This window comes from Paenibacillus sp. FSL K6-1330, assembly GCF_037976825.1.
Classification (GTDB): domain Bacteria; phylum Bacillota; class Bacilli; order Paenibacillales; family Paenibacillaceae; genus Paenibacillus_AQ.
This window is the reverse complement of the sequence record NZ_CP150269.1, coordinates 839,306-852,534: the sequence shown is the minus strand read 5'-3', so window position 1 is coordinate 852,534 and position 13,229 is coordinate 839,306. Positions and strand designations below refer to the sequence as shown.

Below are 13,229 nucleotides of genomic sequence, written 5' to 3'. Positions count from 1 at the left end.
AAGAAAAAACTGTTAATATGAATATCGTTGGATTTCCAGAAAAAATCAAGCGTTTTTGCATAACATTCTAATATACATTTGAATATCTTTGCTTATTGCGAGCAACTGTGCTATAATAAGTAATTGTTACATGAAGTTTAACCCCGTTAGTTCCTCGAAACATGGTTATTTACATCTCTGTTGAAGTGCAAATTCCTATTTTATGACCCTAGAGTATGAGTTTTATGGAACGGATTTCTGATTCACACTGGCGCGGTCATCGGAGCCGCAAGGACGAAAGAGAGGCAGGGCTTTTGTCGTTTTAGAAGCAAAGATTCTTGAAAATACTTCAAATACGGAACCGACTGTACAGCCGTTATCGGCCGTCAGGGGTTAAATTTTATATGTGCTTTTTAGCGCTCAATCAAGGACTCGGCCTTTGGCCGGGTCCTTTTCCATGTTACGCTGCCCTTTCGTGTGTCGAATCCCAAAAGACCAGTGACAGCCGCCTAAACGGCTGCATATGATACCGAAGACGATGAGTATTCGGAAGGAGCGTGTTGTTTTGAAGAAAAAGAAGAAAAGCCCATCATCTTCCTCTTCCCAGCCCTACAGGGTAGATCCCACTACAAGGGAATTCGATCTGCTTGAGCGAAATAAAGGACGCAGCCACAAAAAAGATAAAGATGCCCATATCCTCTCAGCAGCAACCATTATGGATCTGGATGAGGATCTTATCGGCCTCATGGAATTAAAACAAGAAGAAAACAAAGAAAATAAAGAAAACACCCCACTATCGACTTCTGACGAAGAGGCTATCATACCTACAGAAGATGCTGTAGCCGCTGAACCCCCGACCATGCCTAACGATCCCCCATCCCTTCCAGAGATGGAGAACGAGCATGTGCAGTTGATTTTGGAAAAGGAAATGCCTGAAATTAAGGGCGCATTCATATATACAGAGGACATAGGGGAATATGCGGTAACCGAAAGCCGGATCGCTTCGAGAGCTGTCACAGCATCCAAGCTGTCACGTGGTGCCGTCGGACCTGAAGCTATACAGGATTACAGCATCACTAGTCTGCACCTTGCCGATGAATCTGTAACTTCCGGAAAAATCGCACCATTATCAGTCACAGGAGAACATTTGATGGATGGCATCTTATCTACGCGCAAGTTTCGGGACGGTTCCGTAAATGCTAGCAAGATCAAGGATGGTAGTGTAACTTCACAAAAACTGGCAGACCACGCCGTGGTCAGCGACAAAATCGCAGATGGGGCTATTACTGCACGTCATCTGCAACAGCTCCTCGTGACAAGCGACCTGCTCGAAGACCAATCGGTTCAAGGGGACAAAATCGCATCCAGCGCCGTAGAAACCCGACATCTCGCTAATGAGAGCGTCCATAGCTCCAAGATTGCAGAGGATGCAGTCACTTCAACCAAAATCCGTGACGAAGCCGTAACAGGCAAAAAAATCGCCGATGACACCATCTCAGGTTCTCACATAAAACCGCAAAGCATCGAAAGCAAACATTTGACCAGCGAGGCCGTAACTGCGAAGCACATTGCTGCCGGCAGCATCGGGCCAGGCCTAATTGCAGACGGTGCCATCAACGCCGGGCATATTAAAGAAGGCTCGCTCAGCTCCCGACATTTAGCGGACAGAGCCATAGGATCAGAGCAAATCCAGCCCGGCTCCATCGGTTCCGATCAGATCAACATCAACGCTGTATCCGCCCGCCATCTGTCTGATTCCAGTGTCACCAGTTCCAAGCTTGCCGATCAATCCGTCCACACGGTAAAGCTGGTTGAACAAGCGGTTACGGCTTCGAAAATCGCGGATCAGAGCATACTCCCTAACAAAATTGCCAATGAAGCCGTTCAAACACGCCATTTGGCTAAGGGTGCGGTAGAATCGGATCAGATTGCATCGGATGCCATTCAAACCCGGCATCTCGCTGCGGATACTGTAAATGCAGAGCATATTGCAGAGGGCAGCATCTTACCTCAGCATTTCGCGCCTCAGAGCGTCATAGGGCGTGCCATTCAGCCCAAAACGATCGCAGAACAACATCTGGCAGACGGAGCGATCGGGAAGCAGCATCTTCAGCCTGCATCCGTCGGCGAAGAGATGCTGGCACCCGAAAGCGTGACCAGCCAAAAGCTTGCGCTTGGATCGGTTGGCGGAGCCATTATTGCTAAACATGGCGTAACCTCCGGAAATATTGCCAGCGAAGCCATTCAACAGCAGCACTTGTCAGCAGGCAGTGTAGGTGCTGAAGCCCTGCAAAATGGTGCGGTTCGCGAGCCGCATCTGACCGATGGCTCTGTGGCCAGCCGCCATCTGCAGAAGGGAAGCGTACGGTCACAAGCGCTCGCCCAGGGAGCGGTAACAACAGATAAAATTGCTGCAGGCAGCATTGTGGAGTCCTCAATCGGCGATGGGGTCATTGCACCACGACATTTGGGGGACCATGCGGTAACCTCGCTGAAGCTGTCTCCGGAAAGCGTGTCCACGGATAAATTGACAGACCTGGCTGTAACTTCAAATAAACTAGCTGAGAGCAGTGTCTCCGCTGGCAAAATAGCTCCAAAAGCGGTTCAATCCACTCACTTCTCGCCGTATTCGGTAACTTCAGAAGCGATTCAGAATAAGGCCGTTACTTCGGAGAAAATTGCTCCGCAAGCTGTAGAGGGCGCGCATCTGGGACTGGAATCCATCCTGGGCAAACATATCGTGCAGGAAGCCATTCATGGCTATCACTTGAAGAAAAAATCCATCACGTTAAGCCATCTGGCTGACGAAAGCCGCTCTGCAGAAGCGTTGTTTGCAGACGGCAGCATCCCGGGCGTAAAAATCAGATCACAATCCATTTCAGAAGCCCATCTCTCGCCTTCGTCGGTCTCGGGAACCGCATTGCAAGCGAATGCCGTGAGCGGCGATAAGATCAAGCCTCTCTCCATTTCAGCAGTGCATCTGCAAGAAGCGAGCGTCCAGTCTGACCACCTGGGCGTGGATATTGTCAAATCACAGCATATGGATGAAGGATCTGTGACCGGCCGCCATCTTGCTTCCGGCTCTGTCACTGCCCGGCACATTCAAGCCGAGAGCATAGAATCCGCACATATTACAAACGGCGCCGTCCTTCCTGAGCATGTCGCCGGAGAATCGATCCAGAGCGGACATATCGCCGAAGGTGCTGTGAGCTCCAAGCATGTTGAATTGTTCTCGATTCAGAGCCATCATTTGGCGCCGTACTCGGTCAACGCAGCACATCTAGGAAATCAGTCTGTCGGTCATGTCCACCTGCAGCCGGACAGTGTTGGCGTCGATCATTTACAGCCGGGGGCCGTTAAATCGAGGCAGTTGGCGGAGGGCGCCGTTCTTCCCCATCACCTGCAAATTTCTAGCATCGGTTCGCAGCATATCGAAGCCAGTGCAATCACAACGGAACATGTGCAGGACCGTGGAATTACGGGAAGTAAGATTGCGAAGGAGACGATATCCGGTACTCACGTTGCGAACGGCTCTCTCACAGGAGCTCAAATTGCCGATGGGACCATCGGCAGCCGGCATCTCGGACCGGATGCCTTCGATAACTTCACCCTAGACGAAGGATCGGTTACTGGCAGCATGATTGCGGGGGCTTCCATCACCGCCGAACACGTTGCGGATGGTTCGCTCACAGGCGTGCAGATTGCCGAAGGCTCACTGACTGGTGCGCAAATTGCTGACGGAGCCATCGGCAGCCGGCATCTCGGACCAGATGCCTTCAACAACTTCTCGTTAGCCGATGGATCCATTGACGGCAGCAAGATTGCTAAGGCTTCCATCACCGCCGAACACGTTGCGAACGGCTCTCTCACAGGAGCTCAAATTGCCGATGGGACCATCGGCAGCCGGCATCTCGGACCGGATGCCTTCGATAACTTTACCCTAGATGAAGGATCGGTGACCAGCAGCATGATTGCGGAGGCTTCCATCACCGCCGAACACGTTGCGGATGGTTCGCTCACAGGCGTGCAGATTGCCGAAGGCTCACTGACTGGTGCGCAAATTGCTGACGGAGCCATCGGCAGACAGCACCTAGGACCGGATGCCTTCGATAACTTCACTCTAGATGAGGGATCGGTGACCGGCAGCAACATTGCTAAGGCTTCCATCACCGCCGAACACGTTGCGGATGGTTCGCTCACAGGCGTGCAGATTGCCGAAGGCTCACTGACTGGTGCGCAAATTGCTGACGGAGCCATCGGCAGACAACACCTAGGACTGGATGCCTTCGATAACTTCACTCTAGATGAGGGATCGGTGACCGGCAGCAACATTGCTAAGGCTTCCATCACCGCCGAACACGTTGCGGATGGTTCGCTCACAGGCGTGCAGATTGCCGAAGGCTCACTGACTGGTGCGCAAATTGCTGACGGAGCCATCGGCAGACAACACCTAGGACCGGATGCCTTCGATAACTTCACTCTAGATGAGGGATCGGTGACCGGCAGCAACATTGCTAAGGCTTCCATCACCGCCGAACACGTTGCGGATGGTTCGCTCACAGGCGTGCAGATTGCCGAAGGCTCACTGACTGGTGCGCAAATTGCTGACGGAGCCATCGGCAGACAACACCTAGGACCGGATGCCTTCGATAACTTCTCGTTAGCCGATGGATCCATTGACGGGAGCAAGATTGCGGAGGCTTCCATCACCGCCGAACACGTTGCGGATGGTTCGCTCATGGGCGTGCAGATTGCCGAAGGCTCACTGACTGGTGCGCAAATTGCTGACGGAGCCATCGGCAGACAGCACCTAGGACCAGATGCCTTCGATAACTTTACCCTAGACGAGGGATCGGTGACCGGTAGCAACATTGCTAAGGCTTCCATCACCGCCGAACACGTTGCGGATGGTTCGCTCACAGGCGTGCAGATTGCCGAAGGCTCACTGACTGGTGCGCAAATTGCTGACGGAGCCATCGGCAGACAACACCTAGGACCGGATGCCTTCGATAACTTCACTCTAGATGAGGGATCGGTGACCGGCAGCAACATTGCTAAGGCTTCCATCACCGCCGAACACGTTGCGGATGGTTCGCTCACAGGCGTGCAGATTGCCGAAGGCTCACTGACTGGTGCGCAAATTGCTGACGGAGCCATCGGCAGACAACACCTAGGACCGGATGCCTTCGATAACTTCTCGTTAGCCGATGGATCCATTGACGGCAGCAAGATTGCTAAGGCTTCCATCACTGGCACGCATGTTGCTGAAGGTTCCCTGACTGGTGCGCAAATTGCCAACGGGGCGATCGGCAGCCAGCATCTCGGTCCGGATGCCTTCAACGACTTCACATTAGCCGAAGGCTCCATTGACGGCAGCAAGATTGCTAATGCCTCCATTACTGGCGCTCACGTTGTAGATAGTTCGCTCACAGGCACGCAGATTGCCGACGGAACTATCGGCAGCAAGCACCTGGGACCAGATGCCTTCAATAGCTTTTCGTTAACTGATGGATCGGTGACAGGCAGCAAGATTGCTAAGGCCTCCATCACAGGATCGCACGTTGCTAACGGCTCACTGACTGGTGCGCAGATTGCTGACGGAACTATTAGCAGCAAGCACCTCGGACCGGATGCCTTCAATAGCTTTTCGTTAACTGATGGATCGGTGACAGGCAACAAGATTGCGGAGGATTCCATCACCGGCAAGCATGTTGCTGACGGCTCACTGACTGGTGCGCAGATTGCTGACGGAGCTATCGGCAGCAAACATCTCGGTCCAGATGCCTTCGATAACTTCTCGTTAGCCGATGGCTCCATTGACGGCAGCAAGATTGCGGAGGATTCCATCACTGGATCGCACGTTGTAGATGGTTCGCTCACGGGCGCGCAAATTGCTGATGGCTCCCTGACTGGCGCACAAATTGCCGACGGAACTATTAGCAGCAAGCACCTCGGACCGGATGTCTTCAACGACTTCTCGTTAGCCGAAGGTTCCATTGGCGGCAGCAAGATTGCTAAGGCCTCCATCACAGGATCGCACGTTGCTGACGGCGCCCTGACTGGTGCACAGATTGCAGATGGAACTATTAGCAGCAAGCACCTCGGACCGGATGCCTTCGATAACTTCTCGTTAGCTGATGGCTCCATTAACGGCAGCAAGATTGCGGAGGATTCCATCACTGGATCGCACGTTGTAGATGGTTCGCTCACGGGCGCGCAAATTGCCGACGGAACTATTAGCAGCAAGCACCTCGGACCAGATGCCTTCGATAACTTCTCGTTAGCTGATGGCTCCATTAACGGCAGCAAGATTGCGGAGGATTCCATCACTAGCGCGCACATTGCTGATGGCTCCCTGACAGGCGCACAAATTGCCGACGGAACTATCGGCAGCAAGCACCTCGGTCCGGATGCCTTCGATAACTTCTCGTTAGCCGATGGCTCCATTAACGGCAGCAAGATTGCGGAGGATTCCATCACTGGATCGCACGTTGTAGATGGTTCGCTCACGGGCGCGCAAATTGCCGACGGAACTATCGGCAGCAAGCACCTCGGACCAGATGCCTTCGATAACTTCTCTTTAGCTGATGGCTCCATTGACGGCAGCAAGATTGCGGATGCCTCCATCACCGGCAAGCATGTTGCTGACGGCTCCCTGACTGGTGCGCAGATTGCTGACGGAACTATTAGCAGCAAGCACCTCGGACCGGATGTCTTCAACGACTTCTCGTTAGCCAAAGGTTCCATTGGCGGCAGCAAGATTGCTAAGGCCTCCATCACAGGATCGCACGTTGCTAACGGCTCCCTGACTGGCGCGCAAATTGCCGACGGAACTATCGGCAGCAAGCACCTCGGACCAGATGCCTTCGATAACTTCTCGTTAGCTGATGGCTCCATTGACGGCAGCAAGATTGCGGATGCCTCCATCACCGGCGCTCACGTTGCCGACGCCTCACTCACAGGCGCGCAAATTGCCAATGGAACTATCAGCAGCAAGCATCTCGGTCCGGATGCCTTCAACGACTTCACCTTAGCCGAAGGCTCCATTGATAGCGATAAGCTTGCAAACGGCGCCGTCACAAGCACCCATCTGGCCGAAGGAGCCGTTACCGGACAACAATTGGCTAAAGGCGCAGTAACGGAAGAACATTTATGCTTTACGCCAGTGCGCAGCACACCTGGCCAGCCGAAGCTGCAGCAATTCGGCATGACGCCATTTGTATTTGGAGCTGAGACGTTAACCGAGGTAACCGTCCAATTCGAGGAAGCCTTTGGTGGGATCAACTATATCATTGTGGGGATGAGCAACAATCCTGGCTTCCAAATCTCTCTGAAATCCCAGCGCGAGGATACCGCCGTCCTTGAAGTGAGCCGCCAGCCTAACTGCAATCTCGCCTATGGTTTCATGTCCTGGATTGCGATCGGTCCTTCACGGTAACACCATAGCATTCCAAAAGAGGCCCTCCCCTGGGTAACACGGGAGGGCCTCTGTTACGTCAATTTCTCCACATTCCCAATGGGTTACTTACCCTAACTGGCGTTTAAATGTTTTACTGGCGAAGAAGTAAGCGATGACCATGATGCCGACACACCAGGCAAGCGCGATCCAGATATCGTTGCCAACCGTCCCTTCATATAAGAGGGCACGAATCGCATTCACGATTGAAGTCACGGGCTGGTTCTCAGCAAACGCACGGACAATTTTAGGCATGGTTTCGGTGGGGACAAAGGCCGAACTAATAAACGGCAGGAAAATTAGCGGGTACGAGTAGGCTGTCGCCCCTTCCATAGACCCCGCTGTCAATCCGGGAATGACCGCCAGCCATGTCAGCGCCAGCGTAAACAACCCGAGTATCCCAGCTACTGCGAGCCAATCCAGGATATCGGCGCCGGAGCGGAAGCCCATCAAGAGCGCGACGAGGAAAACCACCACGACAGTAAGCGCATTGGAAACAAGTGAGGTCAATACGTGAGCCCACAATACCGACGAGCGCTTGATCGGCATGGTAATGAAACGCGCCATCAACCCACTCTTTACATCCGTAAACAGCCGCAAGGAAGTGTAAGCAACGCCGGATGCGATAGCCATCAGCAAAATTCCCGGCAATAAATAATTGACGTAATTGTCCGTACCTGTCTCTATGGCGCCGCCAAATACGTAGACAAACAGCAGCATCATCATAATCGGCGTAATCGCCACCGTGATAATTGTGTCCGGGCTGCGCATGATGTTTCGCATTAAACGCCCTAGTAACACCCCTGTTTTGCTTTTCATTTACATCGCCTCCTTGTTGCCGATGATCGCGAGGAAAATTTCCTCCAATGTCGGCTGCTTCTCAATGTACTCCACTTTGGCTGGCGGGAACATCTCTTTGAGTTCGGTAAGGGTACCGGTCGTGATGATTTTTCCGCCATGCAGAATGGCGATGCGGTCCGCCAGTTGTTCGGCTTCCTCTAGGTACTGGGTCGTCAGCAAGATGGTCGTGCCGCCGCCGGCAAGCTCCTTGACGGTATTCCAGACCTCAATCCGCGCTTCGGGGTCAAGCCCTGTCGTCGGTTCGTCGAGAAAAATGACGGCCGGTGTCCCGATCAGGCTCATGGCGATGTCAAGCCGGCGCTTCATCCCGCCGGAATATTTATCTGCCCGGCGGCTAGCCGCATCGGTCAGGCTGAATCTTGCAAGCAGATCGTCGGCGACTTGAGCTGGATTGGAAACTCCCCGCATCTTGGCAATCATCATCAGGTTTTCCCGCCCGGTAAGCATGCCGTCTAAAGCTGCGAACTGCCCTGTCAGGCTGATGCTCTGGCGAACATGATCCGGTTGACGCTGGACGTCAAAGCCGCAAATACCTACTTGGCCGCCATCGAGCTTCATCAGCGTTGAGAGAATGTTGACTGTCGTTGTCTTGCCTGCTCCATTTGAGCCCAGCAGCGCGAAAATTTCCCCACGCCGCACTTCAAAATCCACCCCCTTTAAAACTTCCTTGTCTTTAAAGGATTTTTTTAACCCTTTTACAGAAATCGCTGCATTCCTCATATTTTTTCCTCCTCATAATTAGCGCCTTGCGGAGCTAGGTTGCCTGCACCCAACTATTTAGTATTACTGATAATCTGTATAACTTACTACCGGGTTAAAAATTAACTGAATAGCGAAGGTGGCAATTCACATTAGTAACCAGCTAATCAGTCGGTATGATCTATTGAATTTATTTTTTACCCAATCGGTTCATGATACTCTGATTCAAATCTTCCCGATACTTGGCTACATAGGTTTTAGCGTTTGCTACTAGTTCGTCAGCAAAGGACGCCACGTCTTCCCCGGTGATTTCCAGCACTTGTCTGCCTTCAGCTGCTCCGGCTTCGAACAACTCGATTAATTCATACTGCATGTGCAGCATATCCATCCCGTTGCCCGCTGAGAAATTCCACATGTAGTTTTGAATTTTCTTAAATACAAACTGGTAGTCCTCAGGCAGGGCTTCAACCCGTGCCATCATCATTTTGTACTCTTTTTTATCACCAATCATTTTTTTGAACATTTCCAACATATAATTTTCCTCCTTTTATATAAAGCGGAACAAGGCACTCCAAAAATATCGGACGGAATATCTTATGAGGCTAGATTGACTTCAAGACGTTGATTTTTGATGATAAGAAATCCCACCTTTCCCAAAACGATTCAAGCTCCTGGCGGCCAGCCTCATTAAGTGAGTAAAACTTGCGCGGAGGCCCCATGTCTGACGGTTTCTTTTCAATGTTCACCAGCTTTTTCTTTTCTAACCGCACGAGTATGGTGTAGACCGTTCCTTCCACGACTTCGGTAAACCCAAGCTCGTTCAGACGGCGGGTAATCTCGTAACCATAGGTTTCACGGCGGCTGATGATTTCCAGCACACAGCCTTCCAGCGAACCCTTCAGCATTTCAGTTAAATTTTCCATATTCGAAAGCCTCCTCTATTTCGCCCTCCCCTACTTAGTATTACCTATATTCAGTATAACATAGTACCGAAGGAAATTTTTACTTAATAGCGTTTGGAAAAACACACTATTAAGTATTACTCATTACACGTACATTGTAATACTGAGTAGCAGGGGGTGTCAACAACTTCTTTAAAATATTTTTGCAACCTCATTGTTCAGTGATGTCGGTATTCAGTGTGACCTACTACAGGTATATCGTAATACGTAGTAGATGGATTGTCAACCGGATTTCCAAATATTTTCAAACTAGTATCGCCCCGCGATTTATGCATGCAAAAAAGACGAGCTTTAAGCTCGCCTTTTGTTTATTGATTATCCGATCCGTCCTTGTTCAAGCCCCTCCCCTAACTCCGGCAATCTCGTTCGTATCCGTAATGCGTAACATCCCGAGATGAACAATACCGTGGCAGCGATGATGTACGTAGCCCGAACGCCGAATTCATCGGTTATGAACCCAAACAACAGGGTGGATAATCCGAATACCAGCGAAACAAGCGCGCTTTGAGCTGCGTACACTTTTGGCAATACATGGACAGATACGCCCCGCTGCAGTGTAGTCTGAAGCGAGACTGCCTTAAGCTGTTCAAAAACGCCGAAGCCTGCCGAGAACACCAGGGCCAGCCAAGGCACCGAGGTCAATCCAAAACCGAACGTCATGATACTAATGCCGAAGGAAGAGCAGATGACGAACTTGCGGATGTTGCGGTCGATCAGCCCCGCGTTTCTCATTCCAAACAGTCCACCCAGCATGAGTCCTAGGAAAAAGCTTGCGTTGATATATCCCCACCATGCCTCCTCCCTGTGCAGCACATCGGCTACATACACGTAGATGGTCGCTGCGATCCAAATCACGCCCGCCATCGTCTCCAATACATAAATCACATGAATTGCCCGAAGAGAAGGCTGTTTCCAAATGAGTGTCCAGCCTTCCTGAATGGAGCGCCAATTCGAAACGTGAGCCTTCTCTTTCTGTTCCTGGGTGGATTCATGCCGATCCTCTATAAGCTTCATGAAGACTGCGGCGGCGAGGGCTAGGGCAAAGGTCAGCCATATTACGTTGCTTCCGCCCAAGACTACGACCAGCAGTCCCCCAACGGCCCAGCCCCCCAGTTGAATTAGCTGCTCCACGATGGCAACAAAGCTATTCGCTTTCGTCAGCTCGGTGGCATCCACCAGACGCGGCAGCATGGCATGGCTTGCAGGTGCAGCCCAGCCATCAAGCAAAGAGATGAGGAATACGAATCCGAGGATCGCATAGACCGTCACCTCCTGCTCTCCCAGCACATAGTAGGTCATTAACAATAGGAACAACACGGCCGTTTTCCCGATTTGCGACGAAGCAAGCAGCGACTTGAGGCTGTATTTATCCATCAACACGGGCGCAAAGCTCCCGCTTATAAACCGTGCCATCGTCGTGACAAAAGGTATCATGGCCATCAACATGGCGGATCCCGTAATCCCATAGATAATTGCCATCAGGCCGACAATGTAAAACAAATCGCCGCTATTGGCGAGCGCCTGACCTATCCAGAGATACCGAAAAGATTTCCTCTTCATCTTTCTACCCCAATTCTGTATTTAGTTGTGTTGGTTAGGGTAGAAAAACCTACATGTTCTGGCCTCCGTACATTTTATATGGTTAATATAGTAACACCGTTAAGGACTTCTGTTAAGTCCACGGATTAATTTTTCAAGCGAATCAGATGGCATATCTCACCAACCGCAACTTTTTTATCCCCGGCTAAAACTATTTGGCCCGCTCCAGGGTCTAATGATCAGTCAAGCGCACTCAAGTACTTGAGCATGATCCAACCCATTAAACCAGGAATAGATCAAAACGAATTCGTGCCATGACATAAAATACTAGCGCTAGTAGTTAGGAGTGAGTGAACTGAGAGCGAAAGAGTCGAAACCAAAACAGTTCAGTGAAAATATTGAGAAATGCAAAAGCAAGTTATACCGGGTGGCCTATTGCTATGTCAAAAATGAGCAGGAGGCACTCGATATCGTCTCCGAGGCAACCTATAAGGGATATCTCGCTTACGAGCGGATGAACACGCCGCAGTATTTTGAGTCCTGGATGACCCGGATTGTCATTAACGCTGCCATCGACCATCTCGGTCGCAAGAAGCGGGTAACTTATATGGAGGACCAAACGCAAGACTATGCAGCCGCAGAGCATACCCTACCGCTGGAAGAGAAAATGGATTTATATGATGCGCTGGACAGACTGATGCCAGAAGAGAAAACCTATATTATTCTGAAGTTTTTTGAGGACCTGCGCTTTCGAGAAATGGCGGATGTGCTGTCATTGTCCGAAAACACGGTCAAGACCAGATTCTACCGCATTATCGGAAAATTAAAATCGTATTTAATCGAGGGAGAGGTCGATAATCTATGACAGGAAAAGAACGCTACGAACACATTGAGATCCCTGCCCAGCTAACCGATGTTATGGCCGCAGCACAGAAAAAGGCGGCTGCCCGCAAACGATCCATGCGCTTGACGAGATATTCGTCCGTTGTTGCAGCTGCCATTGCCGTACTATTCGTGGTCAACATCCCGACGGTGGCAAACGCCTTAGCCAAAGTCCCCGTGGTGGGCAGCATCGTTCAGGTTCTGCAGTTCGGGGGCGGAGGCGAGCGGACCGACGGCGTTACCGTGGGTACGGAAGCTTCCGAGGACGTGATTAAGATTCAATTTGATCAGGAAGGCAAGTCCGTTTCCAGTGTCCCGTCCTACACCGTGGATCACCGGGATGCACCAAACCGTCTGATCTTCACGTTTAACGGTGTACGAAACTTTGATTATGAAACCCTCAAGAAAGACATGCTGGCCCTGCCGCTGGTGAAGGATGTCTATGAAAATGTGATTTTGGATGACTCGGCCATGCGTTTTGTCGTTGAACTGAAGGATGGCGTGAAGCATACCGTATCCGAATATAAAGACCCCGGCTATATTGAGCTGAAGCTCACTTCGACCGGCGAGCCGGTAAACCCGCGCGAGGTCTTCTATATCCGCAGTGAAGCCATGCCACAAGGGGAATCCCTTGCTATTCTTGAAGAGATTTATATGGAAGACGACGTGACCTTCATTAAGACCGCTGGCGGTGACTTCATCGCGGTCATCGGCGGGTTCGATACCCGTGAGGAAGCCGAGCAAAAGCTTGGTGAAATTTCGGCTCGCGACAGCTACAGCGATGATCTGCGTATCGACAGCTGGATGAGCAATGAACGCCCGAACTAACCTGGATCATGAAAAGGCACCGC

At 51.2% G+C, this 13,229-nt stretch carries 8 protein-coding genes; 3 read left to right on the top strand and 5 right to left on the bottom strand.

Going from position 1 to position 13,229, the window contains the following annotated elements; genetic code table 11:
- Nucleotides 1-544: 544 nt before the first annotated feature.
- Nucleotides 545-7,417, top strand: a complete 6,873-nt coding sequence (locus NYE54_RS03735) for a WIAG-tail domain (protein ID WP_339270125.1) — start codon at nt 545-547, stop codon at nt 7,415-7,417.
- A gap of 87 nt (nt 7,418-7,504) precedes the next feature.
- Here NYE54_RS03735 and NYE54_RS03730 read toward each other — a convergent pair whose 3' ends face one another.
- The 5 genes from NYE54_RS03730 to NYE54_RS03710 form a co-directional block, all read right to left on the bottom strand.
- Nucleotides 7,505-8,254 (bottom strand): ABC transporter permease, encoded by a 750-nt coding sequence (locus NYE54_RS03730; RefSeq protein ID WP_215163258.1) that lies wholly within the window; start codon nt 8,252-8,254, stop codon nt 7,505-7,507.
- Nucleotides 8,255-9,016: an ATP-binding cassette domain-containing protein gene (locus NYE54_RS03725; protein ID WP_076322210.1), complete on the bottom strand. Its 762-nt coding sequence runs from the start codon at nt 9,014-9,016 to the stop codon at nt 8,255-8,257.
- 169 nt (nt 9,017-9,185) lie between these two features.
- Nucleotides 9,186-9,527, bottom strand: a complete 342-nt coding sequence (locus NYE54_RS03720) for a DUF1048 domain-containing protein (RefSeq protein WP_076322211.1) — start codon at nt 9,525-9,527, stop codon at nt 9,186-9,188.
- 70 nt (nt 9,528-9,597) lie between these two features.
- The gene (locus NYE54_RS03715; RefSeq protein WP_076322212.1) at nt 9,598-9,918 is read right to left on the bottom strand and encodes a PadR family transcriptional regulator; all 321 of its coding nucleotides are present in this window, start codon (nt 9,916-9,918) and stop codon (nt 9,598-9,600) included.
- A gap of 354 nt (nt 9,919-10,272) precedes the next feature.
- Entirely contained in the window at nt 10,273-11,517 is a 1,245-nt protein-coding gene (locus NYE54_RS03710; protein WP_339270121.1) for an MFS transporter, read from the bottom strand.
- 325 nt (nt 11,518-11,842) lie between these two features.
- On the opposite strand from NYE54_RS03710, the gene NYE54_RS03705 reads away from it, so the two are divergent.
- Together NYE54_RS03705 and NYE54_RS03700 are read left to right on the top strand one after the other, a co-directional pair.
- Nucleotides 11,843-12,361, top strand: a complete 519-nt coding sequence (locus tag NYE54_RS03705; RefSeq protein ID WP_339270119.1) for a sigma-70 family RNA polymerase sigma factor — start codon at nt 11,843-11,845, stop codon at nt 12,359-12,361.
- Nucleotides 12,358-13,206, top strand: coding sequence for a DUF4179 domain-containing protein (locus tag NYE54_RS03700; protein WP_339270117.1), 849 nt, complete (start codon nt 12,358-12,360; stop codon nt 13,204-13,206). The genes NYE54_RS03705 and NYE54_RS03700 overlap by 4 nt, the downstream gene beginning before the upstream one ends.
- Nucleotides 13,207-13,229 lie beyond the last annotated feature (23 nt).